The organism is Streptomyces sp. NPDC058464 (genome assembly GCF_042721035.1).
Classification (GTDB): Bacteria; Actinomycetota; Actinomycetes; order Streptomycetales; family Streptomycetaceae; genus Streptomyces.
The window spans coordinates 44,722-69,279 of sequence record NZ_JBHXMA010000033.1; the positions used below are offsets into that span (position 1 = coordinate 44,722).

Annotated in this window: 31 protein-coding genes; 10 read left to right on the forward strand and 21 right to left on the reverse strand. The window is 71.7% G+C overall.

The genetic code is table 11. The features are described from left to right. The first annotated feature begins 38 nt into the window (after positions 1–38). Positions 39–197, forward strand: coding sequence for a hypothetical protein (locus tag ACFWPQ_RS35800; protein WP_361300092.1), 159 nt, complete (start codon positions 39–41; stop codon positions 195–197). On the opposite strand, the gene ACFWPQ_RS35805 is transcribed toward ACFWPQ_RS35800, so the two are convergent. Both ACFWPQ_RS35805 and ACFWPQ_RS35810 read right to left on the reverse strand, forming a co-directional pair. Next, entirely contained in the window at positions 194–988 is a 795-nt protein-coding gene (locus ACFWPQ_RS35805) for an HAD family hydrolase (protein ID WP_384044284.1), read from the reverse strand. The genes ACFWPQ_RS35800 and ACFWPQ_RS35805 overlap by 4 nt on opposite strands. After that, a complete protein-coding gene (locus ACFWPQ_RS35810; RefSeq protein WP_384044287.1) occupies positions 937–1,806 on the reverse strand; it encodes a FadR/GntR family transcriptional regulator in 870 nt (289 codons plus the stop codon). Before ACFWPQ_RS35810 ends, ACFWPQ_RS35805 begins: the two co-directional genes overlap by 52 nt. Positions 1,807–1,950: 144 nt before the next feature. On the opposite strand from ACFWPQ_RS35810, the gene ACFWPQ_RS35815 reads away from it, so the two are divergent. Next, positions 1,951–2,142: a hypothetical protein gene (locus ACFWPQ_RS35815; protein WP_089101768.1), complete on the forward strand. Its 192-nt coding sequence runs from the start codon at positions 1,951–1,953 to the stop codon at positions 2,140–2,142. Between the two features lie 15 nt (positions 2,143–2,157). On the opposite strand, the gene ACFWPQ_RS35820 is transcribed toward ACFWPQ_RS35815, so the two are convergent. From ACFWPQ_RS35820 to ACFWPQ_RS35830, 3 genes are all read right to left on the reverse strand, one after another. Further along, positions 2,158–3,078 (reverse strand): winged helix-turn-helix domain-containing protein, encoded by a 921-nt coding sequence (locus tag ACFWPQ_RS35820; RefSeq protein WP_384044290.1) that lies wholly within the window; start codon positions 3,076–3,078, stop codon positions 2,158–2,160. 317 nt (positions 3,079–3,395) lie between these two features. Next, the gene (locus ACFWPQ_RS35825) at positions 3,396–4,640 is read right to left on the reverse strand and encodes a GNAT family N-acetyltransferase (RefSeq protein WP_384044293.1); all 1,245 of its coding nucleotides are present in this window, start codon (positions 4,638–4,640) and stop codon (positions 3,396–3,398) included. Between the two features lie 143 nt (positions 4,641–4,783). Beyond that, the gene (locus tag ACFWPQ_RS35830; protein WP_384044296.1) at positions 4,784–5,377 is read right to left on the reverse strand and encodes an aerial mycelium formation protein; all 594 of its coding nucleotides are present in this window, start codon (positions 5,375–5,377) and stop codon (positions 4,784–4,786) included. Between the two features lie 169 nt (positions 5,378–5,546). On the opposite strand from ACFWPQ_RS35830, the gene dtd reads away from it, so the two are divergent. Next, positions 5,547–5,972 carry a D-aminoacyl-tRNA deacylase gene (dtd, locus tag ACFWPQ_RS35835; protein WP_384044298.1) on the forward strand — a complete coding sequence of 142 codons (426 nt, stop codon included), beginning with the start codon at positions 5,547–5,549 and terminating at the stop codon, positions 5,970–5,972. Here dtd and ACFWPQ_RS35840 read toward each other — a convergent pair. From ACFWPQ_RS35840 to ACFWPQ_RS35880, 9 genes are all read right to left on the reverse strand, one after another. Beyond that, complete coding sequence (locus ACFWPQ_RS35840; RefSeq protein ID WP_384044301.1) at positions 5,950–7,836, reverse strand: helix-turn-helix domain-containing protein; 1,887 nt, start codon at positions 7,834–7,836, stop codon at positions 5,950–5,952. The genes dtd and ACFWPQ_RS35840 overlap by 23 nt on opposite strands. A gap of 206 nt (positions 7,837–8,042) precedes the next feature. Beyond that, positions 8,043–9,008, reverse strand: a complete 966-nt coding sequence (locus ACFWPQ_RS35845) for a YgfZ/GcvT domain-containing protein (RefSeq protein WP_384044303.1) — start codon at positions 9,006–9,008, stop codon at positions 8,043–8,045. Positions 9,009–9,018: 10 nt separating this feature from the next. Then, positions 9,019–9,495: a Fur family transcriptional regulator gene (locus ACFWPQ_RS35850; protein ID WP_384044305.1), complete on the reverse strand. Its 477-nt coding sequence runs from the start codon at positions 9,493–9,495 to the stop codon at positions 9,019–9,021. A 34-nt stretch (positions 9,496–9,529) separates the two neighbouring features. Continuing rightward, positions 9,530–10,105 carry an FABP family protein gene (locus ACFWPQ_RS35855; protein WP_361300119.1) on the reverse strand — a complete coding sequence of 192 codons (576 nt, stop codon included), beginning with the start codon at positions 10,103–10,105 and terminating at the stop codon, positions 9,530–9,532. 226 nt (positions 10,106–10,331) lie between these two features. Further along, positions 10,332–11,261 carry a hypothetical protein gene (locus ACFWPQ_RS35860; RefSeq protein ID WP_384044307.1) on the reverse strand — a complete coding sequence of 310 codons (930 nt, stop codon included), beginning with the start codon at positions 11,259–11,261 and terminating at the stop codon, positions 10,332–10,334. Further along, entirely contained in the window at positions 11,258–12,307 is a 1,050-nt protein-coding gene (locus tag ACFWPQ_RS35865) for a hypothetical protein (RefSeq protein WP_384044309.1), read from the reverse strand. The genes ACFWPQ_RS35860 and ACFWPQ_RS35865 overlap by 4 nt, the downstream gene beginning before the upstream one ends. Beyond that, positions 12,304–12,963 carry a hypothetical protein gene (locus tag ACFWPQ_RS35870; protein WP_384044312.1) on the reverse strand — a complete coding sequence of 220 codons (660 nt, stop codon included), beginning with the start codon at positions 12,961–12,963 and terminating at the stop codon, positions 12,304–12,306. Before ACFWPQ_RS35870 ends, ACFWPQ_RS35865 begins: the two co-directional genes overlap by 4 nt. Positions 12,964–13,199: 236 nt before the next feature. Next, the gene (locus ACFWPQ_RS35875) at positions 13,200–13,559 is read right to left on the reverse strand and encodes a DoxX family protein (RefSeq protein WP_384044315.1); all 360 of its coding nucleotides are present in this window, start codon (positions 13,557–13,559) and stop codon (positions 13,200–13,202) included. Further along, positions 13,556–14,026 carry a cupin domain-containing protein gene (locus ACFWPQ_RS35880; RefSeq protein ID WP_384044318.1) on the reverse strand — a complete coding sequence of 157 codons (471 nt, stop codon included), beginning with the start codon at positions 14,024–14,026 and terminating at the stop codon, positions 13,556–13,558. The genes ACFWPQ_RS35875 and ACFWPQ_RS35880 overlap by 4 nt, the downstream gene beginning before the upstream one ends. Before the next feature lie 80 nt (positions 14,027–14,106). Between ACFWPQ_RS35880 and ACFWPQ_RS35885 the strand changes: the two genes are divergently transcribed. After that, entirely contained in the window at positions 14,107–14,955 is an 849-nt protein-coding gene (locus ACFWPQ_RS35885) for a LysR substrate-binding domain-containing protein (RefSeq protein ID WP_384044321.1), read from the forward strand. A 98-nt stretch (positions 14,956–15,053) separates the two neighbouring features. Here ACFWPQ_RS35885 and ACFWPQ_RS35890 read toward each other — a convergent pair whose 3' ends face one another. Continuing rightward, entirely contained in the window at positions 15,054–15,794 is a 741-nt protein-coding gene (locus ACFWPQ_RS35890; protein WP_384044324.1) for an SDR family oxidoreductase, read from the reverse strand. 127 nt (positions 15,795–15,921) lie between these two features. Between ACFWPQ_RS35890 and ACFWPQ_RS35895 the strand changes: the two genes are divergently transcribed. Continuing rightward, a complete protein-coding gene (locus ACFWPQ_RS35895; protein WP_384044327.1) occupies positions 15,922–16,470 on the forward strand; it encodes a TetR/AcrR family transcriptional regulator in 549 nt (182 codons plus the stop codon). Here the strand turns inward: ACFWPQ_RS35895 and ACFWPQ_RS35900 are convergent. Further along, positions 16,460–16,738 carry a DUF397 domain-containing protein gene (locus tag ACFWPQ_RS35900; RefSeq protein ID WP_384044330.1) on the reverse strand — a complete coding sequence of 93 codons (279 nt, stop codon included), beginning with the start codon at positions 16,736–16,738 and terminating at the stop codon, positions 16,460–16,462. The genes ACFWPQ_RS35895 and ACFWPQ_RS35900 overlap by 11 nt on opposite strands. Next, on the reverse strand, positions 16,720–17,562 hold the full coding sequence (locus tag ACFWPQ_RS35905) for a helix-turn-helix domain-containing protein (RefSeq protein ID WP_384044333.1): 843 nt from the start codon (positions 17,560–17,562) through the stop codon (positions 16,720–16,722). Before ACFWPQ_RS35905 ends, ACFWPQ_RS35900 begins: the two co-directional genes overlap by 19 nt. Before the next feature lie 176 nt (positions 17,563–17,738). On the opposite strand from ACFWPQ_RS35905, the gene ACFWPQ_RS35910 reads away from it, so the two are divergent. Next, complete coding sequence (locus tag ACFWPQ_RS35910) at positions 17,739–18,113, forward strand: hypothetical protein (protein ID WP_384044336.1); 375 nt, start codon at positions 17,739–17,741, stop codon at positions 18,111–18,113. Then, a complete protein-coding gene (locus tag ACFWPQ_RS35915; RefSeq protein ID WP_384044339.1) occupies positions 18,110–18,343 on the forward strand; it encodes a hypothetical protein in 234 nt (77 codons plus the stop codon). The genes ACFWPQ_RS35910 and ACFWPQ_RS35915 overlap by 4 nt, the downstream gene beginning before the upstream one ends. A gap of 3 nt (positions 18,344–18,346) precedes the next feature. On the opposite strand, the gene ACFWPQ_RS35920 is transcribed toward ACFWPQ_RS35915, so the two are convergent. The 3 genes from ACFWPQ_RS35920 to ACFWPQ_RS35930 form a co-directional block, all read right to left on the reverse strand. After that, on the reverse strand, positions 18,347–18,940 hold the full coding sequence (locus tag ACFWPQ_RS35920) for a hypothetical protein (RefSeq protein ID WP_384044342.1): 594 nt from the start codon (positions 18,938–18,940) through the stop codon (positions 18,347–18,349). Positions 18,941–19,078: 138 nt separating this feature from the next. Continuing rightward, positions 19,079–19,249 carry a hypothetical protein gene (locus ACFWPQ_RS35925; protein ID WP_384044346.1) on the reverse strand — a complete coding sequence of 57 codons (171 nt, stop codon included), beginning with the start codon at positions 19,247–19,249 and terminating at the stop codon, positions 19,079–19,081. Then, positions 19,246–20,274, reverse strand: a complete 1,029-nt coding sequence (locus ACFWPQ_RS35930) for a LacI family DNA-binding transcriptional regulator (protein WP_384044348.1) — start codon at positions 20,272–20,274, stop codon at positions 19,246–19,248. Before ACFWPQ_RS35930 ends, ACFWPQ_RS35925 begins: the two co-directional genes overlap by 4 nt. 188 nt (positions 20,275–20,462) lie before the next feature. Between ACFWPQ_RS35930 and ACFWPQ_RS35935 the strand changes: the two genes are divergently transcribed. Both ACFWPQ_RS35935 and ACFWPQ_RS35940 read left to right on the forward strand, forming a co-directional pair. Then, the gene (locus tag ACFWPQ_RS35935) at positions 20,463–21,245 is read left to right on the forward strand and encodes a TIM barrel protein (RefSeq protein WP_384044351.1); all 783 of its coding nucleotides are present in this window, start codon (positions 20,463–20,465) and stop codon (positions 21,243–21,245) included. A 65-nt stretch (positions 21,246–21,310) separates the two neighbouring features. Continuing rightward, positions 21,311–22,351, forward strand: coding sequence for a Gfo/Idh/MocA family oxidoreductase (locus ACFWPQ_RS35940; protein WP_384044354.1), 1,041 nt, complete (start codon positions 21,311–21,313; stop codon positions 22,349–22,351). Here the strand turns inward: ACFWPQ_RS35940 and sigJ are convergent. After that, positions 22,344–23,219, reverse strand: coding sequence for an RNA polymerase sigma factor SigJ (gene sigJ, locus ACFWPQ_RS35945; protein ID WP_384044504.1), 876 nt, complete (start codon positions 23,217–23,219; stop codon positions 22,344–22,346). The genes ACFWPQ_RS35940 and sigJ overlap by 8 nt on opposite strands. A 261-nt stretch (positions 23,220–23,480) precedes the next feature. Between sigJ and ACFWPQ_RS35950 the strand changes: the two genes are divergently transcribed. Continuing rightward, a complete protein-coding gene (locus tag ACFWPQ_RS35950; RefSeq protein ID WP_384044357.1) occupies positions 23,481–24,542 on the forward strand; it encodes a nuclear transport factor 2 family protein in 1,062 nt (353 codons plus the stop codon). Positions 24,543–24,558 lie beyond the last annotated feature (16 nt).

A 24,558-nucleotide genomic window follows, 5' to 3' on the forward strand; every position in this document is an offset into this window, starting at 1 on the left:
GCTGCACGGTCGACCGGAGCTTTCAGGGGGCGGACACCATGGAGTTACGGGCACTCGGGATCACGGTACAGATCGACGACCTGTTGCAACTGGCCGTCACCCTGTCGAATGTGATCGCCATCCTGGTGGCATGGCGCCGCAAGCGCATCGCTCCCCCGGACACCCCGCAGCAGACAGACCCGCCCGGCACCGCCTAGTACCGCAGTATCTCCAGCAACGGCCACAAGGATCCCACCACGTACTCCGCGCCGGCCTCGGTCAGGAGCTTGGCCTTCCGGGCGTTACGCGCGTAGCCAAGAAACGGCACCCCGGCCGTCCGGGCCGCCTGGAAGTCCGTGGGTGAGTCGCCGATCATCAGGGCCGCGCCGGGGGCGGCGCCCATCGCGTTGAGGGCGCGGTTGAGGCAGTGCGGGTCGGGCTTGAGGCGGTGCAGGTCCTGGGTGCGGCCGTAGATGTGCGGGGCGAAGCAGGGGGTCAGGGCGCGGTCGTCGAGGTAGGCGCGAACCACCCGGGGGGAGTTGTTGGTGGTGACCGCCATGCGGGCGCCACGCGCACGCCACGTCTGGATGACGATGTCCGCGAACGCCGTGGGCATCGCCGTCGACGTGGCCCGCAGTTCCTCCTTGGTGAGACGTTCCTCCAGCTCCGCGACCAGGTCGCTGCCGGGGTGCCGGCGGTCCACGGCGCGCAGTACCAGGTGCGGGTCGAGGGAGTCCCGCTCCGTGTCCGTGACCAGGCTGTGCAGGCCCCGGTCCGCCAGCCACTCGACCAGGTCGCCGGCCACGCCTGCCGCCGAGTGGCCCGCGAACAACCGGCAGATCGGCCCGTCGAAGTCCCAGAGGACGACACGGGCGTCTCTGACCAGTCGGGTGAGCTCTTCGGTCGTGTTCTTGCGCTCGGCCGCCACCAGTTCAGTCTGCGTCGTATCAGAAGTCACTAAGAGAGTGTCAGGTCCGTCGTGATGGTTTCCCAGAGGGCGTCGAACCACTTCTGCGATTGCTCCACGAACGCGGCGTCCCGCTGGCTGGTTCTCTTCTCGAAGGAGAAGAGGAGGGATTCCGAGCCGACGGCGTCGTACATGTCGAGCAGGCCGTCCTCCGTCTGCTCCTCGCGGCGGGTGACCGTGTAGTACGCGAACAGCGCCTCCGCGCCGTTGAGCAGGTACAGCTTGATCGGCGGGGTGAACGGCAGGGCCCGGAAGGTGACGTTCACGTCGATCTTGTGGGTGGAGCGCAGGCCCTGGAGGTTGTACTGGAGGACCTGGCCCTGGGCGTTGCGCATGCCGAGCCAGCGGTTGTGGACCGTGTCGTCGTCGCCGTCGACCGCCGTCGGGAAGGCGAGCGGGATGTCCCGGCTGGGCAGCAGGACCCGGACGTCGATGCGTTCGGGGCGGAACCGGCCCTCGTGGATCATGCGCAGCGGCTCGGCGAGGGCCGGCAGCAGGCTCTGGGCGGTGAGGCAGGCGGCGTCGATGCGGACGTGCTCGGCGGCGAACGCCTCCGTCATACGGGGGCCGAGGCCGACCATCGTCGGCTGGGGTTCGTCGAGCGCCGGGGCGGACGGCTCGGCGATGCGCGGCGGGCTGCCCTTGCCGACGTCGACGAGGAAACCGTCGTCCTGCAGTACCCGCACGGCCTGGCGTACGGTCCCCCGCTCCACCCGGAACTCCTCGGCCAGTTCGGCCTGGGTGGGCAGGCGGTCGCCGGCCTTGAGGTCGCCCGAACGGATGCGTTCCCGCAGGGCGTCGGCGATCTCCTTGGGTGTGCTGCCGCCGTTCACTGCCACGTTCTCCTGAGTCACGACCAAACGCTACAACTTTGATCCATCTAGCGGGAGTTGTTTGAAGGTTGTTTATAAGTAGTAGCCAACTGGGGACAACTTAATCAGAGTTGGTCACCAACTTGGTCAAGTTGGCGGAAGCCTTGCTTCCCGACTGATGGGGGAACCACCATGCCCGCCGCCCTCGCTCTCGTCTCCGCCGTCTTCGTCATCGGCTTCGAGCAGATGGTCCAGTCGAAGTACGGTGCCACTGGCATTATCGGCCTGCTCTTGCTCACCGTGGGGATCAAGGCCAAGAGCCCGGCGTTCAGCTCCGCCGGCGCCGTCCTGCTCGCGCTGATGCTGACCGGGCCCGCCCTGTAGGGACCGACGGGCCGCTTAGGCCGTCAGGTGCAGTTCCGAACTGATCGTCTCCCACAGGGCGTCGAACCACCTCGTGGACTGGTCCACGAACGTGGTGTCCCGCAGCCCCGCGCCCTGTTCGAAGGCGAAGAGCATCGACCGCGTGCCCTCGGCGTCGTACGTCTGCAGGTGCTCGTGGTCGATCTCCCGCTCGTGGCGCCCCAGCGTGTAGTACGCGAAGAGCGCCTCCGCCCCGTTGAGCAGGTACAGCTTGACCGGCGGGGTGAACGGGAGGGCCCGGAAGGTGACGTGCACGTCGATGCCGTGCGTGGCGCGCAGCGCCAGCAGGTTGTGCTGCAGCACCTGCCCCTGGGCGTTGCGCTGGGCCAGCCAGCGGTCGTGCACCGCGTCCTCGGCCGAGGCGTCGGCCGCCACCGCCGTCGGGAACGCGAGGTCGATGTCCCGGCTCGGCAGCAGCACCCGGACGTCGATCTTGGCCGGTTCCAGACTCCCCGCGTGGATGAGCCGCAGCGGCCCGCCGAGCGCGAGGTTGAGCGAGACCGAGGTCAGGCAGAGCGCGTCGATCCTCACGTGCGAGGCCGCGAAGGCCGCCTCTATGCGGGGGGTGAGGGCCACCATGGTCGGTTGCGGCGGCGCCTCCCGGCCCCTCGCGGGCCGCGCCGGGCCCTGACCCTGGGCCACCGTCGCCGGAGCGCCCTTCGACACGTTGATGAGCAGGTGCTCCGACTGCAGGATGCGCAGGGCCTGCCGTACGGCTCCGCGCTCGACGCCGAACTCGTCGGCCAGTTTGGCCTGTGTGGGCATGCGCTGGCCCGGCCGCAGCACCCCGGACCTGATCCGGGTGCGCAGCTCGTCGGCCACCTCGCGGTGTGACGCCTGAGGCCGCTGTGACCTCTTCCGCCCATTGACGGAGGCGAGTTCCGGGTCCACGGACAAACAGTACAACTTCCCGCCATCTTTCGGCAGTTCACGGGAAGGTGGTTATGAGTCGCATCCAAGTGGAGATAAGTACTCTTGAGTTGGTCACCAACTCAAGCAACATGGTCATACTTCCTCGGCGGTTGGCCATCCGGGTTCCCTTCCGGAGGGGAGCCGGGAGCCCGGTCCACCAGGGCCGGCTGTCGGGGCGCACGACCAGCACACGGCACAGTCACAACTGAACACCGACAACCGAACACAGGCAGACCCGCACAGTCACAACTTCACAGCTCGCTACGGATTGAGTACCGCCCCCGGGAGGAAGGAGACCCGCCTCAGAAGATGTCCGGGCACCAAGGACGCCCGGACGTGCGCAGCAGGGCGTCGGCCTCCCGGGCGGCGCCCACTCGCTCTTCCCGGACCCGTCCGAGCGCGTGCAACCGCGCCACGGACTGGTCCCCGAGCCAGACGCTCGCCAACTCGGCGATGTCGAGGGTGAGTTCGGGGGTGTCGGTGGTCGGGGTGCAGGACGCGCCTTCGGGGGAGGCGTCCAGCCGGAACCGGCCGCCGGCCAGCCCCTGCCGGTCCGCGACCTCGAGGACCAGCGAGCCCGCCCTGTCGTACGTCCGCGCCTCCAGAGCCCGTACGACGTCGAGGATCCGCACCCACAGCCAGTCCGCCTGGTTGGTGACGCGTGCGGCGCGCGGGTCGGGCAGGTAGTGCGGCAGCAGGTCGTCCGGCGACCGCCAGCCGGTCTTCACCCGGGTGATCCAGTCGATCGAGCACAGGTAGTGCCACAGCGCGCGCTCGGCCGCCGGGGTCGTGCCGAGCAGCCAGTGCACCTCGGCCGTGTTGTACGGCTGCTTGCCCTGCCAGTTGTCGTCCGACTCGTAGGACGCGATGCCCTCCACCTCGCCGGCCGCCGAGCGGTACACCGCGAAGTAGGGCTCCTTCCACTCCTCGTCGAAGCGGACCACGCCGGTGCGCAACTGCCACCACAGGTCGGTGCGGCTGACCGCGCCGGGGGTGCTGCGCCGGATGCGCTCGTGCAGGTCGGGGCCGAGCTTGCGGATGTCCTCGCCGTCGACGAGGTCGATACGGCCGCCGTCCCCGGGGCCCGACCAGCGCGGGTCCAGGCCGGACCGCGGGACCTCGACCGTCCACTCCGTCAGCGTGGTCGCCGGGCCGAAGCCGTAGCGGCCGTAGATCGGGTACTCGGCGGCGATCAGGGTCGCGACCACGTCGCCGCGCTCCTTCGCCGCGGCCAGGTCCTGGCTCATCATGCGGGTGAGCAGGCCGCGGCGGCGGTGGGTGGGGGTCACGGTGACGTTCGAGATGGCGTCGGCGGGGACGGTCGCGCCGCCGACCGCGGTCAGCTCCTGGTCGAAGGAGCGGAACGTCGCCACGCAGCGGGGGCCGTCGAAGGCGCCGAGGAGCCTGCCCGGGACGAACTGCCTTCGGCGGGCGTCCAGTTGGTCGGCCGAGAGGGTGGGGGTCTGGAGGAAGCCGGTGGACAGGGCGCGGTGCCAGTCGGCGAGTTCGGGTTCGGTTATGGGGCGGACTTCGACGGCGTCAGTCATGACAGCACGGTAGGTGGTGGGTGGGGGTGGTGCCGATTCAATTTCGGGTGCGGGCCGGTGGGGGCTGGCCGCGCCCACGCGGCGGAGCCGCATATCGATACAGTCCCGCGCCCCTGAAGGACCGAAGACAGGGGCGCTCTGCCTCACGTCAGCAGATCGTCGACCTGCGCCTCGCCCTCCCGGTAGCGCCTCGTGATCTCGCCGCTCGAATCGTCCGCCGTCCGCTGCAGGCGCTGCCTGCGGCGGGACACCTCCTGTTCGTAGCGGACCAGGCGGCCCATCGCCGCCGTCAGCTCGGTGTCCGTGCGGGCCCGCAGGTCGGAGAGTTCGACCTCGGCCAGCATGTCGGCCGCCAGCCTGCCGTACTCCTCGTTGTGCGGGGTGCCCAGGGTGACGTGGCGGGCGGAGGAGCGGTGGCGGGCCGGGGCGTCCGTGAGGATCTCCGGGAGGCGGTCCACGACGGAGGCCGCGCCCGCCGGGGAGCGGCGGGCCAGTTCCGCGCGCAGGATGTCGATACGGCCCTGGAGCAGCCGTCGTACATAGCTCAGGTCCGCCTCGTCGCGCTGGGCGTCCCGGCGCAGGACGCGCAGTTCGGGCAGGCTCAGGCGGGCCAGGTCGTGCTCCGGTGGTTCCGCGGGCAGCGGGATGTCCTCGCCGCGCTGTACGGGCGGCCGGTGCAGGCTCTGCACGCTCTGCGTGCCCTGCGTCCTCAGTCGCCCGGTACTCGGTGTGCTCATGCGTCTCAACCGTCCCCTCGACCGGCGTGTGGAAGCATGGTGCCACCCCAAGTGGCCGCAATGTGACCGAGTGCCCCCGAACGGCCCTAGTTGGGACGTTAAGGATCAATAATGGGCCCCGCGGCAACCCCCTGCGAGGGCCGGGCGGACACCGGGCATGATGGTCCGCATGCGAGCGGTGGTACAGCGGGTGGACGGCGCGAGCGTCGTCGTGGACGGCGAGACGGTCGGCGCTATCGAGGGCGAGGGCCTGTGCGTGCTCGTCGGCGTGACCCACGAGGACACGAAGGAGAAGGCGGCCCAACTCGCCCGGAAACTCTGGTCGATCCGCATGCTGGCGGAGGAGCGGTCGTGCAGTGACGTCGACGCACCGCTGCTCGTCATCAGCCAGTTCACGCTCTACGGCGATGCCCGCAAGGGGCGGCGGCCGACCTGGAACGCGGCGGCGCCCGGCGAGGTGGCCGAGCCGCTGGTGGACGAGGTGGTCGCGCAGCTGCGGTCGCTGGGGGCGACCGTGGCGACCGGGCGGTTCGGGGCGCAGATGCGGGTGTCGCTGACGAACGACGGCCCGTTCACCGTCCTGCTGGAGATGTGAGCAGCTCCCGGCAGTCCCGGGCCAGGGCCGCCATGCCGAGCTCCTCCGCCGTGCCGAGCGCGGTCCGGGCCAGGCCTTGGGCGGCGGCCTGGACGGCAGTCTGGGCGGCAGTCTGGGCGGCGGCCCGGGCGGCGGGCGAGCCGGTACGGAGCCGGGCGCGGGCCTCGTCGAGGCGGAGCCGGGCCATCTGCGCCGGGTAGCGCTGCGCCAGGCGTACGGCGCGGGCGAGGTGCCCGAGCGCGGTCTCCGGCTCGCCGGCGACGAGCGCGAGCAGGGCGCTGAAGCGGGCGGCGGGGCCGAGCAGCACGGTCGGCCAGCCGGCCAGGACCAGTTCGTCGCCGTGCGCGTCGAGGAGGGCGCGCAGCGCCGGGACGTACGCCGACACCTCGGCACGGCGGTCCGTGCGCTCCGCCAGCTCGGTACAGACCAGGGCGAGGGTCGCCGCGGTGGGCAGGGCCCAGCCGCTCGGCGGGAACCGGGTGAAGCCGTCGGCGTCGGCGGCGAACGCCCGCAACTGGTCCGCGGCCTGCTCGTACCGTCCGGTCTCGCACAGCGCCAGGGCGAGGCCCGCCCGCCACACCGGGAAGTAGCCGCGGCGCTGGACGCCGGCCATCCGCGGGGAGGCGAACAGCTCGGCCAGGCGGCCCTGTTCGTGGCGCAGCCAGAACTCCTGGCCGAGCACGGTCTGGCTCAGGGCGTCCGCCGGCATCGACAACCCCGTCTCCATCGCCGCCGCCACCTCACCGGCCTCCCCGAGGATCCAGCCCTCGGCGGCGGCGAAATCCCCGCGCCACAGGTTCATCAGGGCGTCCAACGTGCCCTGTTGCCAGTGCGCGAGGCGGCTGCGGTGCCGGGCCGCGTACTCGCGGTGGCGGCTGAGGGTCGCCTCGGCGGCGGGCACCCGGCCGGTGCGCAGCTGGTCGATGGCGAGGGCGACCAGCGCCTCCCCCTGGAAGTAGGCGGAGTGGGAGCGGACGGCGAGGTCGCGGAGCTCGGTGGAGAGGGCGAGCAGGGTGCGGGCGGGCTCGAAGTCGTACAGCGCCCAGCGGGTCTCGGTCAGCACCTCGCAGCGGGCCTCGTCGCCGACGCCGCCGGGTGCTCCGGCCGGCCGGCGGCCGCGCTCGCGCAGCTCCGCCAGCGCCTGGCGGGCCAGCCGGGCGCCGGTGCGGGGTTCGGCGCCGGTGACCGCGGTGTCGTCGCCGATGGCCATGGCGAGCTTCTTGGCCCGGTGGGCGGTGAGCTGGAGCCGCAGCTCCACCGCCCGGGTGTCCTCGCGGCCGGCCAGCGCGGCCAGGCAGGCGTCGATGCGGAACAGCAGGTCGCGGTCGACCTGCCCGGGGTCCGACCAGCGCCGGGCGCTGCGGACGACGGCGTGCGCGCGGGCCAGTTCGTCGCCGCCGGCGGCCTCGTAGGCGGCCTGGTAGTGCCGGCCCGCCTCGTACATCTCGCCGAGCAGGTGGCGGGTGTCGCCGCGCCGGATGTGCTGGTCGAAGGCGGCGCCGTAGCCGCTCGGCCGGGCGGGCGGGTCGACGGCCGGGACCGGGACGGAGGCCGGGGCCGGGGCCGGACCGGGGGACGGGCGACGCCGGGTGGAGCGGACGGGCTGGTCGGCCTCGGCCCGCTTCTCGTCCCGTCTCTCGTGCTGCTCGGGTCCGGGCGGCAGCAGGGCGAGCAGGGCGCCGTCGGCCCGCAGAGCGGCGTCACAGCGCTCGGCCAGCAGCCGGCCCGGGGGCCGCAGGCCGTTCTCCACCCGGCTGAGATAGCTCTTGCTGTAGTGCACCCGGCGGGCCAGCTCGGCGAGGGAGAGGTCCGCGGCCTCCCGGCGGACGCGCAGCGCCTCGGCGAACTCCTCCTGCGGTGTCACGGCGCCTCCCCCCGAGGGCACCCCGCTCATCGGGTCGAACACGTGCACACCGTGTCCAAGTGGTCGCTGCCCGTTGCCAATTATGGAGTGTCAACGGCATATCTCGCAGCGAGCTTGCGGAGATCCACAGCCTGTGGAGATCCACGGCCTGGGGGATTCACCGCCCGTGGAGATCCACAGCCTGTGGACGGATCCCCGCGGCGGGGCTACGGCTCGACGATCACTTCCTGTGCCGCGGCCGTCTCCCCCGCGATCAGCCGGGCGTCCGCCGGGACGTTGCGCTTGACCAACGCCAGGGCCACCGGGCCCAGTTCGAAGTGGCGTACCGACGTCGTCACGAAGCCGATCTTCCGGCCGTCCTCGCCCTCGTCGGCCACCCGGATCTCGGTCCCGTGCGGCGGCAGGTGGACGTCGCTGCCGTCCAGGTGGAGGAAGACCAGGCGGCGCGGCGGCTTGCCGAGGTTCTGCACCCGGGCCACGGTCTCCTGGCCGCGGTAGCAGCCCTTCTGGAGGTGCACCGCGGTGCCGATCCAGCCCAGCTCGTGCGGGATGGTCCGGTGGTCGGTCTCGAAGCCGAGCCGCGGCCGGTGGTGCTCGACGCGCAGCGCCTCGTAGGCGAGCAGCCCGGCGGCCGGACCCGCCTTCCGGGCGTACGGCTCCAGGTCGGCGCGGGGCAGGAAGAGATCACGGCCGTACGCCGTCTCGCGGACGACGGCGCCGTCCGGCACCTCGGCGATCGACCCGGCGGGCAGGTGGACGACGGCGAAGTCGTCCGTCCGGTCGGCGACCTCGACCCGGTAGAAGAACTTCATCGACTCCAGGTAGGCGATCAGCGCCTCCTGGGTGCCGGGCTCGACGTGCGCCCAGACGGTCGTACCGTCGTCGACCAGGTACAGCGCGTGCTCGATGTGGCCGTGCGCGGAGAGGATCAGCGCCTCGGTGGCCTCGCCGGCCGGCAGCGCACTGACGTGCTGGGTGAGCAGGAGGTGCAGCCAGCTCAGCCGGTCCTCGCCGGTGACGGCCACGACCCCCCGGTGGGAGAGGTCGACGAAACCGGCGCCGTCGGCGAGGGCGCGCTGCTCGCGGAACAGGTCGCCGTAGTGCGCGGCGACGCCTTCGTCCACGCCCTCGGCGGGCACCGCGCCGGGCAGGGACAGCAGAGGGCTCTTCATATGAGTAAGCCTACGACTCGGTAATTGAACTCTGGACGGATGCGGACGCGGGAGACGCCCCCTTGGCCCTCTTCAGCGCGCAGTCCTTGCAGCGCCCGAAGATCGCGAAGTGCTTCATGTCCGTCTCGAAGCCGAAGTCCCGCCGCAGCTTGGCGGTGAACTCCGCGGCCACCGCCACGTCCGCCTCGATCACGTTGTCGCAGTCGCGGCAGACCAGGTGGATGTGGTGGTGCCGGTCCGCGAGGTGGTACGTCGGCGCCCCGTGCCCGAGATGGGCATGGCTGACCAGCTGGAGCTCCTCCAGGAGCTCCAGGGTCCGGTAGACCGTCGAGATGTTGACCCCCGACGCCGTCTTCCTCACCTCACCGAGGATGTCGTCGGGGGTCGCGTGCTCGAGGGTCTCCACGGCTTCGAGCACGAGTTGCCGCTGCGGCGTCAGCCGGTAGCCGCGCTGCCTTAGGTCGCTCTTCCAGTCGGTGCTCACCACACCGAAAGTCTAGAACTACTTCCGATGTTCGGAACTACTTGAAGAACGCGATGCCGTCGTCCGGCATGTCGTCGGGGAGGGCCTTGGCCCAGCGCTCGACGTCCTCCGGGGTGACGACCTTCTTCAGGTGGGCCGACATGTAGGGGCGCAGCTCGACCTCGGGGGTCTGCTTCTCGCCGACCCACATGAGGTCGCTCTTGACGTAGCCGTACAGCCGCTTGCCGCCGCTGTACGGGGCGGAGGCCGCCGTCCGGGCCACGGCGTCGGTGACCAGGTCGATCTGCGGCGTCTTCGCGGCCATCTCGCCGTACCAGATCTCGATCACGCCGTCGTCGCGGACCATCGTGACCTCGACCTTGCGGTCGGCGTCGATGCGCCAGAAGCCGGACTCCGACTCCAGCGGACGGACCTTGTTCCCGTCGTTGTCCAGCACCCAGGTGTGGGAGTGGTACTCCAGGAAGTCCCGCCCGTCGTGGCTGAAGCTGACCTCCTGGCCGAAGTTGCACTTCTCCGAGCCCGGGAAGTCGTGGACGCCCGCGCCGGCCCAGCTGCCGAGCAGGAAGGCGAGCGGGACCAGGTCCTTGTGCAGGTCGGACGGAATCTCGATCATGAGTGGGGGTTCCTAGGGTCGGACTCGGTTCAGCGCTGGCCCTGGTACAGCTTCTTCACGGTCAGCCAGGCGAAGGCGACGACGCCGACGCAGACCAGGACCAGCAGGGTTTCGAAGAAGGCTTCCACGGGTGCTCCTTGAGCGAAGGCGGGCGTACGTACAAGAGCCGGGCCCCAGCTTACGCGGCCCGGACCCGGCCCTCTTGGCGAGGTACGCCCGCGTGGGGTCAGCCCAGCAGCTCGCCCTGCAGGGTCACGGTCTGCCGGAAGGGCACGGCGAGCGCGCTGCCCTTCCGGGACTGGACGATCACGGCGACGGTGTCCCCGGAGGCGAGATAGGCCTCGCGCACCTGTTCGGCGCCGTACGGCCTGGCCTCGTGGACCAGGACCGTGTGCACGTCCGCCACCTGCGCCGCCTTCGGGAGGAGGTCGTCCGGCTCGAACGCGTCGCCGCCCCGCACCCGGTAGATCGGCGCCTCGTTCACCGTGAGCTCGTCGCCGAGCACGTGGTCGGCGACCGCCCCGGTGTCGAACTGCAGCAGGTAGACGCGGGTGTGCGTGCCGTCGGCGGTGGTCCAGCCGCGGGCCGCGATGTGCCGCAGCCCGTTGTCGGTGAGCCGCTGCCCCACGTCCTCGCGGTCCGGCGCGAGCGAGAACTCCTTGAGGAACGTCTTCGTCGCCAGCCAGCCGTCCGTCCCCTTGAGCGACGCGTCGGCCTTCGCGCCCTTCGGCGCGGGCAGGACGAGTTCGCGCAGGTCGGCGTAGTGGGTGCCGGCCGGGTTGCGGGCGTCGTCGTTCGGGCCGGGGCTGCCGGCGGGCAGCGGGGGCTTCACGAGGACGGGGTACGCCCAGCGGCCGTCGGAGTGCGTGGCGAGACCGGGGACGTCGGTGCGGTCGAGGCTGGTGATGCCGTACGCCGTCCCGCCGCCGACCACCGCGAAGACGGCGACGGCGGCGCCCCAGCGGAGCGCGGCGCGCAGCAGGCGCCGGTCCTTGGGAGCGGGCTGCTGGGGCTGGGCCTCGGGGTGCTCGTCGGGGCGCACCTCGGGGCGCTCCTCGGGGGCGTCGGCAGCAGTGGCGTCGCCGGCAGTGGCATCGACGGCAGTGGCGACAGCGGTGACGTCGGGTTCCGGCTGCTGGTTCACTTCCATGGTCATACGGCCGCCCCCGGCTCCTTGATGCGGTCGAGCTGTGCGCGGAGCATGTCCGCCGCGCTCTGCTTGTCCAGCGGCTTCGCCGCGGTGGCCGTCGTGGTGACCAGGATGTCGCCCACGTAGCCGGAGCAGAACATCGTGTCGAGCTTCACGTCCTTGTCGGCCGGCGTCAGGAAGCACGCGGTCGAGTCCTTGTACCCCTTGATCTCCGGGCCCTTGCGGAACACCTTCAGCGCGTCGAAGAGCTCCTTCTGGACGCCGGCCATGGAGCGGACCGTCCGCTCGTTCCCCATCTGCGCCAGCACGATCTCCATCGTGTACGGGTAGCCCGGCGCGTCCTTGCTCACGTAGCTGCGCATCGCCATGCCCCGGACCGGGTTCCGGTCCATCTGCCGCTCCAGCTCCCGCCGCTGCGAACGCGGCAGGTCCTTGATCGACTCCTTGCGCAGCAGGGTCGCCTGTGCACCGGTCAGCGCGGCGTCCGACCCGAACTCGGCCATGTCCGGGCCGCGCCCGTACGTGTCGGAGCCGTACGGCAGCAGCATCCCCCGGAGACCGCCGACCGAGGCCGCCTTCGTCTCCTTGGCGGCCTTCGGAAGGCTCCAGACGGGGGCACCGGGGTCGCGGTCGGCGTCGTGCACGGCGACGACGGTCCAGGCCCCGGCGCCGAGCACGGCCGCGGCCAGGACGCCGGAGGCGACGAGGGTGGCGATACGACGGGGGTCACGGGGGCGCTTCGGGGTGGGGGCGGCGGGGTCGGCGGGGGCCGGGTCCGCGAGAGCGAGGGCCGGGTCCGCGAGAGCGGGGTCCGGGGCGTCGGCCGCAGGCTCGGCTGCTGTCGGCTCGGCGGCCGTCGACTCGGTAGCCGCAGGCTCAGCAGGCGTCGGCTCGGTGGCCGCAGGCTCGGCAAGCGTCGGCTCGGTGGCCGCAGGCTCGGCGAGCGTCGGCTCGGTGGCCGCAGGCTCGGCGAGCGTCGGCTCGGGGGCCGCGGGCTGCTGGGCGGGGGTCGGCTCAGGGGTCACGGAGGTTGCTTCCTGGTTCTCGCTCACAGCTGCTCCATCTGCCGCTTCGCCAGGTCCAGCACCTTCGCCTTCGGGATCGGCTTCGTGTCGTAGATCCAGACCTGCATCTCGATGTCCCCGCGCCAGGCGTGCGCCTCCGCCGAGTACAGGCTCACGCCGTAGGAGGTGTCGGGCTTGGAGCGGACGTACACCATGCCGTCGCCCGTGCCGGGTATCGGCCAGCTGTGCGTGTCGTAGTTGTCCGGCGTGATGGCGTAGTAGTTGCCGTCGGACGCCGCGTCGGCGGCCTCCGTGCCCGTCTCCTCCTGGCGGAACTGGACCAGCCTGATCTGCACACTGAACGTGCTGCCCTCACGCCAGTCGGTGACGGCGGCCCGGCGGAACTCCTCGTCCTCGGTCAGGCTCCGGAAGGCCCCGGCCGGGTACTTGAAGGTGTCCGCGTACTCGGCGAGGTCCATCCATCCGTCGTCGCCCGCCTCGACGACTGCCTTGCCCGCCCCGCGCGGCTTCTTCAGCAGCAGCTTGCGCAGATCGCCGTCGACCTTGACCTTCCGGTCCCGGGCGGCCGACAGCGGCTCCGGGCCGGCGCCCTTCGCCTGCGCGATCGACGGCTGGGAGAGGGGCGGCAGGGCGGTGGGCTCGCGGTCGGCCTGCACGAGGTAGCCGACGCAGATGCCGGCCACGACGCCGAGTACGGCGGCGCCGGCGATCAGCGCGGCGGTACGGCGAGGCGTTGCCGACGGTGCTGCCAGCGGTGTCTCCGGTGGCGTTTCCGAAGCTGCTTCCGGCCTAGGTTCCGGAGGTGTCTCTGATTCATCCATTTCGTCCCCCTGTGCACAACGGGAACGTGAATTCCTTGATCCACGCCCCACAGGAGACTCATGGTCCGTTCAATGAGTTGTACAAGGATTAATCACGATCAGGACACCGCCGCGAGCCAGCCGGTCACCGCGGCCACGAGCAACAGCGCGACATTGAGGCCGACCTGACGGTCCCCCATCCTCAGGTGGACTCCGATCGCGCCCACCTGGAGAACGGCGAAGCCGACGGCCGCGACCAGGGCCAGCCAGGGCGCGACACCCGTGAGCCGCGGCAGCACCAGGCCGACCGCACCGAGCACCTCGACGCCCCCGATCGCCCGCACGGCCGCCATCGGCATGCCGTCCACCCACGCCATCATCGGCCGCAGCCGCTCCCTGCTCCGTACGACCTTCAGCCCGCCCCCGTAGAGGTAGAACAGGGCGAGCAGGCCGGCCACGGCCCAGTACGCGCCCCTCACGAGGCGGGCTCGGTGGCGTATCGGCTCATCGCGTCGATGTTCGCCTGCCGGGTCGGCGCCGCACCGGCCGCGAACATGTCCCGCAGGTCGCGGAAGTACTGCACGTAGAGGTCGGGCGTGAACGTGCTGAGCATGACGGCCGGTTCGCCGGTGACGTTGGCGAAGGTGTGCGGGGCGCCGGGCGGCACCATGACGAGCGTCCCGGCCCCGGCGTCGTACTCCTCGTCCCCGACGGTGAAGCGGACCGAGCCGGAGATGACGTAGAACCCCTCGTCGTGCCGGGCGTGCCGGTGCTGCGGCGGGCCGGGGGTGTGCGGCGCGAGGACGGACTCGGCGAGACCGAGCCGGTGACCGGTGGTACGTCCGTCCTCCAGGACCCGCATACGGGTGGTCCCGAGCATCAGCACCTCGCCGTCGCCGGGTCCGACGACGGATACGGCGGGGGTGTTGTTGGCGTGAGTCGTCATGCGTCGATTCGACGTCCTGGGCGGTCCGGCCGTCCAAGACCTGTTCCGTCGCCCCGATACCCGATCGGTATCGTTGCAGCATGGAGCTACGTACGCTGCGCTATTTCGTGGCGGTCGCCGAGGAACTCCACTTCGGCCGGGCCGCCGCACGGCTCCATATGAGCCAGCCCCCGCTGAGCCGTGCGGTCAGGGCGCTGGAGGCCGAGCTGGGCGCGCGGCTCTTCGAGCGGTCGCCGGCCGGGGTCGCCCTGACCCCGGTGGGAGCGGTCCTGCTGGACGAGGCCCGCGCACTCCTCGACCAGGCCGACAGGCTGCGCGTGCGGGTCGCGACGGCGGCGGGCGCCGGGGTGCTCACCGTCGGCCTCCTGGGCGACAGCACGGATCCGGGCGTACGGCGGCTGGCCCGGGCGTACCGCGAACGGCACCCGGGCGTCGAGATCCGTATCCGCGAGACCGACCTGACGGACCCCACGTGCGGATTGCACGCCGGTGCCGTCGACATCGCGCTCACCCGCGCGCCGTTCGACGAGACAGGGCTGGTGGTACGGGAGTTGCGCGCCGACCCGGTGGGGGCGCTGCTCCGTGCCGACGATCCGCTGGCCGGCCGGGAGAGCCTGAAGCTGGCCGACCTCGCCGACCGGCACTGGTTCCGGTTCCCGGAGGACACGGACCGGCTCTGGCAGTCGTACTGGAACGGCGGGGAGGTGCGGGAGGGGCCGGTGGTACGGGCCGTTCAGGAATGCCGGCAGGCCGTGCTCTGGAACGGCACGGTCGGCATGACGCTGGCCGGCCACGACCCCGGAGCCGGGCTCACCGTGGTGCCGGTCTCCGACATGCCGCCGAGCCGGGTGGTGGTGGCATGGGCGGAGGGGGACGGCAATCCGTTGCTGCGGTCGTTCGTGCGGGTGGCGGTGGGCGCCTACCGGTGATCGCCGCACCGGACCGGTGACAGCCCGCGTCCGAGGGGATGGGGGGATCCGGGGGATGCCCCCCGTTCCGATGCCGGGGCGGTCCGGCGCCGTGCGCGTCAGGCCTGCACGGTCGGCCGGACGACGATCTCGCTGATGTCGATGCCGACGGGCTGCTCGATCGCGTAACCGATCGCGGACGCGACGGCGGAGGGCGGCATCGCGATCTCGTCACGCTGCCGAGCCAGTGCTGCCGCCGCCTCGGGACTCCCTCCCCTGCCCACCCCCTCGGTGTCGGTGAACCCGGGGGAGACCAGGGTGACCCGCAGGTCAGGTCCCGACTCCTGCCGCAGCCCTTCGGTCAGCACCTTCACCGCCGTCTTGGTCGCCGCGTAGACGCCCTGCGGGGATTTCACGACGTTGGCCGCGGTGGAGGCGACGTTGACGAACTGGCCGGAGCGCTGCCGCCGGAAGACCGGCAGCGCGGCCCCGATACCGTTCAGCAGTCCGGTGACATGCGTCGCGACCATCGCGTCCCAGTCGTCCTGGCGCAGTTCGTCGAACGGTGACACCGCCATCGTGCCGGCGTTGGAGACCAGGACGTCGAGCCGCCCGAACCGGTCGACCGCCGTGTCCGTCAGCCGCCCCAGGTCCGCCCGGCGCGTCACGTCGACGACGACCCCCACGGCCGAACCTCCCTTCGCCGTGATCTGGTCCACGACCTGGTTCAGCCGGTCCTCCCGCCGGGCCCCGAGCACGAGCCGCGCGCCCCTCTCAGCAAGGTAGGCCGCTGTCGCCGCACCGATACCGCTGCTGGCACCCGTGATCGCCACGACCTTGCCCTCGATCCCTGATGACATGATCAACGCCCTTCCCAAGGGGGTGTGCGCAGGCCAGAGCATGGCCTACGATGAAAGTGGAGGCGCCACCACTTATCCCCAACGCTAAGTGGGCGCGCCCCCGGTTAGCAAGTCGAAGGAGATCCCGTTGCGGGCCGACGCACAGCGCAACAGAGACAAGATCCTCGCGGCGGCGGTGCGGATGTTCGCCGACGAGGGCCTGGACACGCATCTGGAGCGCATCGCCAAGGAGGCGGGCGTGGGCAGCGCGACCCTCTATCGCAACTTCGCGACCCGGGAAGCCCTGATCGAGGCCGTCTACCGCAACGAGGTGGCCCAGCTCTGTGACGCCGTCCCCGGCCTGCTCGCAGCGAAGCCGCCCTACGAGGCCCTGCACGCCTGGACGCGTCTCTTCCTGGACTACGTCACCACGAAATACGGCATGATCGACGCCCTGCGCGCCATCGCCGCGGCAGGAGACAGCCCCTACGGCCAGAGCCGGGACATGATCCGGGCCGCCATCACCGCACTGATGGATCCCTGCGTGGCCGCCGGCGCGATCCGCGCGGACATCAGCCCCGCCGACCTTGCCACCGCCCTCGAGGGCATCGCCCTCACCTCGGCGAGGCCCGAACAACGGGAACGCGCCGAGCGCCTGCTCGACCTCACGCTGGACGGCCTGAAGATCAGCGCTTGACTCCGCGGACGAAGGCCGCCCAGGCGGAGGCGTCGAAGAGGAGAGTTCCGCGGGAGGGGGCTTTGCTGTCGCGGACGGGGACGAGGGAGGGGGAAGGGAGACCGGCGGCGACCTCGACGCAGTCGCCGCCACTCGTGTTGCTGTAGCTGCTCTTGCGCCAGGAGGCGGTGCGGATGAGGTCGTCGGAGACTTCGATGCAGTTGCCGCCGTCGGAGTTGCTGTAACTGCTCTTCCGCCACGTCACATTGCTCAAGTGGATGGCTCGCACGGCACTTCCTCCAACACTCGCAAGATGAACGTCCGCGACTCGGCGGGGCTCAGGGCCCGGTCACGTACGTCATCATATGTGCGGTGCAGTCGCTCAACCTTGCCCGTTTCTTCGATGAGTTCGCCCCGTACGTCGTTTTCGGCATAGGCGACGGTACGACCGTCCGGCAGCCGCAGGAACATGGTGTCGGTGCTGTCCAGGCCGTGCAGCCCGGTGCCGAACGGCAGTACATGGAGAGTGATGTTGGGGCGCTCGGCAGCCTCCAGCAGATACTCCAGCTGCACACGCCAGTCTTGAGGATCCCGCAGCGAATTGCGCAGCGTCGCCTCGAAAAGAATGACGCGAAACGGCGGCGCGTCTACGCCCTCCAGCACGGACCGGCGGCCAATGCGCGCATCGACTTGCTGCTCCAGGTCTTCGCCCGTCAAGGCACCGGCCGCGAGCGCCTCGCGCACGTACCCAGGCGTCTGGAGCAACCCCGGCGGCCTACTCACGGAGTACTGCCACAGGCTCACCGCCTCCGCCTCCAGCACCATGTACCGCCGATACTGCTCCTTGAACTGCGACGGATCCCCAACCGCCAGCTCCCACAAGGCCAGCAACAACCCAGGCGTCCCGTAGAACTGATCCAGCGCCTCCACGATCTCCGGGCTCCCCAGAGTCCGCCCGCTCTCCATCTTCCCGAAGTTGGACGCGTCCCAGCCCAGTTCCTCGGCCAACCCCTTCAAGCTCACCCCCCTCTCCGCCCGCAACAACCGCAGCTCCTCCGCGAACCGCTGCCTGGGCTCCTGACTGCGTCCCGTCACCACCCGCCTCTGCGGCACCGCGCCCCTCCCTGATTCCCCATGGAATTTGTGGAATTAGCGCCGCCAGACGGGGAAGAACCGGTCCTCCTCGGCGTGCCGACCCCACCTCCTGGCCATCCTCGTAGCAGCCTCGATACGCAGAGTAGTCCAACTCGCTCATTTCGTATAGATGTTGGACAAAAGGAGCGAATGCCATGGAGCCCGGAACCCTGCTCTACGACACCGCCACCGACCAGGTCGGCGAGTACCGGGACCAGTCGGGGCCGTACGCGATGCTGCGTCCTGTGGGAGGAGGGAGAGAGTGGCAGGCACATCCCTCGACGCTGCGGCCCGCCACCGACAGAGAGCGGCTGAGCGCGGGCGTACGCGCGGCGAACGACCGTAGCTCGTGGGCCGTACCGCCGAGTCCGGACGACCTGAGCCGCCCACCTTGGCCCGTCCCCGGCTGCGCCGATTGCACGGAGCTGGGCGGCCGCCGGGAGACCGCACTGGTCGCCCACGACCACAGCGCGGCCACCGACGCGAACGTGCTGCTGCGCCAGCACCAGCTTGCGGAGCACCGGCCGTGACCCGCCGTGTCTTCCGGTACGTGCCGTACGTGATCGCGCAGGACGCGAGCGCGGCGCCCGAGTACGCGGCGCGGTGCGTGTCGGGGGACGAGGAGGACTGCGGGGCCGAGTCGGGGGTGCGCGGGCATCCGGCGGAGGTCGAGGAGTGGCAGCGCAGGCACACGCAGGAGACCCGGCACCTGCGGTACCGGCGGGTCTTCGCGGACTACGCGATGCTGACCCCGGCGTGAACCTCACACCACCGCGGGGCCCTCGCCCGGGGGCCGGCGGATCAGGTGCAGGCAGACGACCGAGGCGATGACCGTCTGCCGTTCGGAGGCGTCCAGGTGGTGGACCATCTCGACGGCGTACTGCTGTAACCCGGTCCACGAGTCGATGCTGCTCACCGTGACCCGGCCGAGGACCTCCGGCGCCGGGTCCCCTGCCGGGTCCGGCTCGGTGAGGTGCCATTCGGCGGACAGCTGACCCCGGCGGGTGAGCAGGAGCCGGCGTCCCCGCTCCGTCCGGAGGGTCAGCTGCCGGGACTTGACGAGTCCGCGGGCACCGGCGGTGCCGACCTCCCGGTCCGCTCCGTCGACGAAGTGGAACCGCACCGGCCCGAACTGCTGGAGCGGCTCGTACCAGGACCGCTTCTCGATGCGCAGGATGAACTCGCCGGACGTTCTCGTCAGGAAGAAGTGCTGGTGGTTGATGTCCTTGACCTGGGCGAGCGGAGTCCCCTCCACGGTGGACACGGCCAGGAGGGGGCCCGTGTACCTGCGCCACATCGAACGCTTCGGCTGCCCCACCACAACGGCTTCCAGTGCGAACAGATCGGGTTCCGTCATCGGTCCTGTCTCCCCCCGCCCCGGTTTCTCCTCGACCGAGTACGCCCACTGTGACCGAAAACCTGTGCGACTCCCACCCCTCGGACGCACATCGACACCGCACCGGCCAGGTGCCGCGGGTTACGGGCTACGGGGTGCTCACCCCCGCGCGATCGCCCGGGCCGTGCGGGCGGCCCTCTCCTCCGTGTCCGCGAGGGCCGTGCCGCCCACCCCGAAGAGGCCCTGCCGGAGGAAGACGGCGAGGCCGTGTGCGGCTCCGGCGACGCGCAGCAGCAGCAGGTCGAACGCGTCGTCCTCGTCAGGGCTCACACGGGCGCCGTGGTGCCCCTGACGACCAGGCGCGGGGCAACCACGTCCTCGCTCGTCGCCTTGGCAGCGGGCGGCGCGTCCAGGCGGGTCGTTGCCGCGGCGACGGCGAGTTCGGCGATGCGGGAGACGTCCTGGGCCACCGTCGTCAGGTCGATGTGGGGCAGGCGGGCCACGCGGCTGTCGTCGAAGCCGACCACGGAGAACTCGCCGGGAACCGAGACCCCGGCACGGAAGAACGCCCCGAGCAGGCCGGTGGCGCAGGCGTCGTTGAAGGCGAGGACCGCGGAGGGCCAGGGGGTGGCGTCGAGGATCGTGCGGGCGGCCGTGGCGCCGTCCTGCTCGGTCAGGCCGCCGGGCAGGACGCGGACGCGGTCGGCGAGACCGTGGTCGTCCATCGCGGTGCGGTAGCCGCGGCGGCGTTCGGCCGCGCCCGGCGCCCGGCCGCCGTCGATGTGCAGGATGTCCCGGTGGCCCAGGGACACCAGGTGGTCGACGGCCTGGCGGGCGCCCTCGTCGTCGGCGGTGCGGACGACCCGGACGCCGGGTACGGCGGGACGCAGCCGCCGGGCCACGGAGACGACGGGCAGGAGGGCGGCGAGTTCGGCGAGGCGGGCGGCCGGCGCCCGGGGGCCCAGCAGAACCAGCGCCTCGCAACGGTCGCCGAGCAGTGACTCGACGGCCTGCCGCTCACTGCGGCCGGCCGCGACCGCGCTGAGCGCGAGCTGGTAGCCCGCCGACTCGGCGGCCGCGTACAGGTGCTCCACCAGGTCGGTGTGGAAGGGTTCCTGGATCTCGAACTGCACGCCGATCAGATGGGTGCGGTTGCTGCGCAGGAGGCGGGCGCGGGAGTCGGGGCGGTAGCCGATCTCCCGGGCGGCCTGCAGGACGCGTTCCCGGGTGGCCGCGCTCGCGCCCGGCACGTCGCGCATCACGATGGAGACCAGCGCCGTGGAGACGCCGGCACGGGCGGCGACGTCGGCGAGGGTCGGCCGACGGCCGTCGGGAACCGCGGGGGGCGGTGGCACGGCGGGTCTCCCTAGCAGGTGTGTGGTGGTGTCGACGATCGTAGACGAGGGTGAACCCCGAGGTCAGGGTTACTGCAACGTTCTAGGAATTATGTCTTGACATGGCTGCCGCGTGCTGGCGTACTGACGGCAGCAATCTAGAACGTTCTAGATGCCAGCTTCCAGATGACAGACAGGGGCGGACGACGATGTTCACACTGGCGGTCTGTGCCGAGATGGTCTTCCGGGACCTGCCCGTCGACGAGCGGGCGCGGCGGCTGCACGACGAGGGGTTCCAGGTCGAGATCTGGGACTGGACCCGGCACGATCTCGACGCGCTGGCCCGCACCCCGGCCGAGTTCGGCTCGATGACCGGGTACGTGCGGGGCAACCTCACGGACCCGGACGGCGTGGCCGAACTGCTGCGCACCGCACGGGAGTCGATCGACGCGGCCGAGCGGCTCGGCTGCCCGCGACTCAACCTGCACGGCACCGGCCTGGACGGGGACGGGCTGCCCGTGGACCCGGTGAAGGGCGAGCCGACGCAGGAGATGTGGGCCGCCGCGCGGGACACGCTCACGCGGGTCGCCGAGTTGGGCGAGCGGGCCGGTGTCGTCTTCACGCTGGAGAACCTCAACACGGCCGTCGACCACCCCGGCGTGCCGTTCGCGAAGGCCGCCGACACGCTGGCGCTGGTCGCCGCCGTGGACCGGCCGGGCCTGCGGATGAACCTGGACCTCTACCACGCCCAGATCGGCGAGGGGAACCTGATCGAGCTGGTCCGCGCGGCGCACGGCGCGGGTCTGATCGGCGAGATCCAGGTGGCCGACGTGCCCGGCCGCCGCGAACCCGGCACCGGCGAGATCAACTACCCGGCGGTCGCCCGCGCCCTGGCCGCCCTCGGGTACGACGGCACGGTGGCGATGGAGGCCTGGGCGAGCGAGGACAGCGACAGCGCGCTCCGCCGGTTCCGCACCGCGTTCACCGTCTGACCAGCCCTGTCAGCCCTGCCAGCCCTGCCAGCCCGCCCAGCGCCCACGGACGTAAGGAAACCCTCATGACTCCCATGGCCGGCACGGCCTCCGCGCCCACCTCGCACCCCCTCTCCGTCGGCCTCATCGGCACCGGCCGCATGGGCTCCTTCCACGCCGAGACGCTCGCCCGCCGGCTGCCCGGCGTCCGGCTCGGCGCCCTCGCCGACCCCGTCCCGGGCGCCGCCCGGGCCCTCGCCGACCGGCTCGGCTGCGCCACCGCCTACACGGACACGGCCGACCTGTTCGCGGACCCGGACATCGACGCGGTGGTGATCGCCACCCCGGCCCGCACCCACGCCGACCTGGTCGAGGCCGCGGCCAAGGCCGGGAAGGCGGTCTACTGCGAGAAGCCGATGGCGGTCACCCTCGCCGACGCCGACCGGGCCGTCGAGGCGGCGCGGGTGGCGGGCGTACCGCTCCAGGTCGGCTTCAACCGGCGCTACGACGCGGGCTTCCGGGCCGCCCACGACCGGATCAGGGCCGGTGACATCGGCACCCCGCAGCTGCTGCGTTCGCTGACCCGGGACCCGGGCCTCGCCGACCCGTCCCGCGTCCCGCCGTGGACGATCTTCCTGGAGACCCTCATCCACGACTTCGACACCCTGCGCTACCTCAACCCCGGCGCCGAACCGGCGGAAGTCTTCGCGATGGCCGACGCGTTGGTCCGCCCGGACTTCAAGGACCGCGGCCTCCTGGACACGGCCGTGGTCACCATCCGTTTCGACAACGGCGCCCTGGCCACGGCGGAGGCCAACTTCCAGGCGGTGTACGGCTACGACGTGCGCGGCGAGGTCTTCGGCTCGAACGGCATGTTCACCATGGGCGACATCCGCCGCACCCACCTCACCGCCTACGGCCCCGACGGCATCGGCGCCGCCTGCACGACGTACGACCAGGACCTGTTCCGGGACGCCTACGTCGCCGAGCTGGCCGACTTCACGGAGACCGTCCGTACCGGCCGCACCCCGTACGTGACCGGCGAGGACGCCCGCGCGGCCCTGGCCGTCGCCCTGGCGGCCGTCGAGTCGGTCACCACGGGCCGACCGGTGCCGGTCCTCAGGTGATCCGCCAGGGGCGGAGCTTCTCCGGGTTGCGTACCGCCCAGATCCGCCTGATCCGTTCGCCCGCGATCTCGAAGGCGAAGACGGTCGCGACGGCGCCGTCCTGCTGGGCGACCAGGCCGGGCAGGCCGTTGACCGTGCACTCCACGAACGTCGTGCGGTGGCCCGCCACGCGCGCGATCGCGGCGTAGGCACGGGCGATCCGCTCGCCGCCCACGATCGGGGAAGGGTGGGTGACGGCCAGCCCGCCGCCGTCGGCGGTCGCGATGGCGTCGGGGTCGAGCAGGCCGATCAGGGCCTCGATGTCCTTGGCCTCCCACGCGGTCCGGAACCGTCTGACGATGCCGGCCTGCCCGGCGCTCGGGCCGGCGGGGGCCTGCGCGGTGCGGATGCGGCGGCGGGCGGAGGAGGCCAGCTGGCGGCAGGCCGCCGGGGTGCGGCCGACGATCCCGGCGACCTCGCCGAACGGGTAGCTGAAGACGTCGTGCAGGACGAACGCGACCCGCTCGGCCGGGGTCATCGCGTCGAGGACGACGAGGAAGGCCATGGTCACCGACTCGTCGAGGGTGATCCGGTCGGCAGGGTCGGTCCCGCCGGAGCGCGCGGTGATCCACTCCGTGGGCTCGGGCAGCGGTTCCGGGATCCAGTCGCCCACGTACGTCTCCCGCCTGGCCCGCGCCGAGCCGAGCAGGTTCAGGCAGATGCGGCCGGCGACCGTGGTCAGCCAGGCGCCGGGCGACGCGATGGCCTGCCGCTCGGACGCGGACATGGCGTACCAGCGGGCGTAGGTCTCCTGGACGACGTCCTCGGCGTCGGCGACGGAGCCGAGGAGCCGGTAGGCGAGGTTGATCAGCTGACGGCGCTCGCTCATGACCGCACGGAGGCCCGGATCACCTTGGCCGCCCCGGTCGCCCTGCGCACCCTGCTCACCCTGCGCACCCTGTTCGTCCCGCTCGGCTCCCGCGGTCATGGCCGGCCCGTCTCCCTCGCTCGCCCGTGTGCCTGTGCCCCTACCCGTTACGACAGAACAGCGCGCCGGAATGTGAGGCCGACGCGCCGCCTCACATTCCGCGGGGCTGCGTTGTCGTACCGGTGAGGACGACGACAACACGTCGACGGCGAGGGGACTTTCATGAACGACTTCCAGGCCATCGCGGACCGGGTCGAGATCGAGGCACTGCGCGGCGAGTTCACCGACGCGGCGATGATGCGCGACCGGCCCCGCCTGGCCTCGCTGTTCACCCCCGACGGTGCCCTGCGCATGCCCGACATCCCCGTCGAGCTGATCGGCCGCGAGGAGATCCTCGCCGGGGGCGAGCGGCTGCAGAGCCAGTGGGACTTCTTCGTGCAGAACACGCACCCCGGCACGATCCTGATCGACGGCGACGGCGACACCGCGACCGGCCGCGCCTACATCCAGGAACTCGCCCGCACCCTCGACGGCCGCCAGGGACTCAACTACGCCGTCTACCACGACCGTTACCGGCGCACCGCGGAGGGCTGGCGGTTCGCCGAGCGGGTGTACGAGGTCAGGTACCTCGACACCTCCCCGCTGGCGGGCGCGGCGCCCCGAGCGGCCCCTGCCGCCTCCTTCGCCGACCCGGCACCGTCCGAACGGCTGGAGCGGACGGCCGCCGCACTGCGTGCCAACGGCTTCGCCGCCGAGATCCTGGACGACACCGCGGCCGCGCGCGCCCGGGTCAGGGACCTGCTCCCCGAGGGCGCCACCGTGTTCACCGGGGCCAGCGAGACGCTCCGGCTGTCCGGCATCGAAGAGGACATCAACGGCGGCGGGCGGTACGACGCCGTCAGGCCGCGCGTCCTGGCCATGGACCGGGTCACCGACGCCGACGAGATCCGCAGGCTGGTCGCCGTTCCCGAGTTCGTGGTCAACAGCGTCGCCGCGGTCACCGAGACCGGCTCGCTCGTCCTCGCCTCGGGCAGCGGCAGCCAGCTCCCCGCCAACGCGGGCGGGGCCGGCCACGCGGTCTGGATCGTCGGCGCGCAGAAGGTGGTGCCCGACCTGAACACGGCGCTGCGCCGCGTCGAGGAGCACGCCCTCCCGCTGGAGGACGCCCGCGCCCGGGAGGTGTACGGGTCGCCCAGCGCCGTCAACCTCCTGCTCGTCCTGAACGCGGACCCCCGCCCGGGACGCGGCACCGTGCTGCTGCTCCGCGAGGCCGTCGGATACTGACGACGGCACGGGCGCC

Bases quoted from the DNA above. Each gene is read 5' to 3' on its own strand.
- ACFWPQ_RS35920 (WP_384044342.1), bottom strand. From the start codon at position 18,940: ATGACGGAACCCGATCTGTTCGCACTGGAAGCCGTTGTGGTGGGGCAG.
- ACFWPQ_RS35950 (WP_384044357.1), top strand. From the start codon at position 23,481: ATGAACGACTTCCAGGCCATCGCGGACCGGGTCGAGATCGAGGCACTG.
- ACFWPQ_RS35825 (WP_384044293.1), bottom strand. From the start codon at position 4,640: ATGACTGACGCCGTCGAAGTCCGCCCCATAACCGAACCCGAACTCGCC.
- ACFWPQ_RS35860 (WP_384044307.1), bottom strand. From the start codon at position 11,261: ATGACCATGGAAGTGAACCAGCAGCCGGAACCCGACGTCACCGCTGTC.
- ACFWPQ_RS35855 (WP_361300119.1), bottom strand. From the start codon at position 10,105: ATGATCGAGATTCCGTCCGACCTGCACAAGGACCTGGTCCCGCTCGCC.
- ACFWPQ_RS35815 (WP_089101768.1), top strand. From the start codon at position 1,951: ATGCCCGCCGCCCTCGCTCTCGTCTCCGCCGTCTTCGTCATCGGCTTC.
- ACFWPQ_RS35940 (WP_384044354.1), top strand. From the start codon at position 21,311: ATGACTCCCATGGCCGGCACGGCCTCCGCGCCCACCTCGCACCCCCTC.
- dtd (WP_384044298.1), top strand. From the start codon at position 5,547: ATGCGAGCGGTGGTACAGCGGGTGGACGGCGCGAGCGTCGTCGTGGAC.
- ACFWPQ_RS35845 (WP_384044303.1), bottom strand. From the start codon at position 9,008: ATGAAGAGCCCTCTGCTGTCCCTGCCCGGCGCGGTGCCCGCCGAGGGC.
- ACFWPQ_RS35800 (WP_361300092.1), top strand. From the start codon at position 39: ATGGAGTTACGGGCACTCGGGATCACGGTACAGATCGACGACCTGTTG.
- ACFWPQ_RS35910 (WP_384044336.1), top strand. From the start codon at position 17,739: ATGGAGCCCGGAACCCTGCTCTACGACACCGCCACCGACCAGGTCGGC.
- sigJ (WP_384044504.1), bottom strand. From the start codon at position 23,219: ATGAGCGAGCGCCGTCAGCTGATCAACCTCGCCTACCGGCTCCTCGGC.
- ACFWPQ_RS35830 (WP_384044296.1), bottom strand. From the start codon at position 5,377: ATGAGCACACCGAGTACCGGGCGACTGAGGACGCAGGGCACGCAGAGC.
- ACFWPQ_RS35880 (WP_384044318.1), bottom strand. From the start codon at position 14,026: ATGACGACTCACGCCAACAACACCCCCGCCGTATCCGTCGTCGGACCC.
- ACFWPQ_RS35885 (WP_384044321.1), top strand. From the start codon at position 14,107: ATGGAGCTACGTACGCTGCGCTATTTCGTGGCGGTCGCCGAGGAACTC.
- ACFWPQ_RS35935 (WP_384044351.1), top strand. From the start codon at position 20,463: ATGTTCACACTGGCGGTCTGTGCCGAGATGGTCTTCCGGGACCTGCCC.
- ACFWPQ_RS35890 (WP_384044324.1), bottom strand. From the start codon at position 15,794: ATGTCATCAGGGATCGAGGGCAAGGTCGTGGCGATCACGGGTGCCAGC.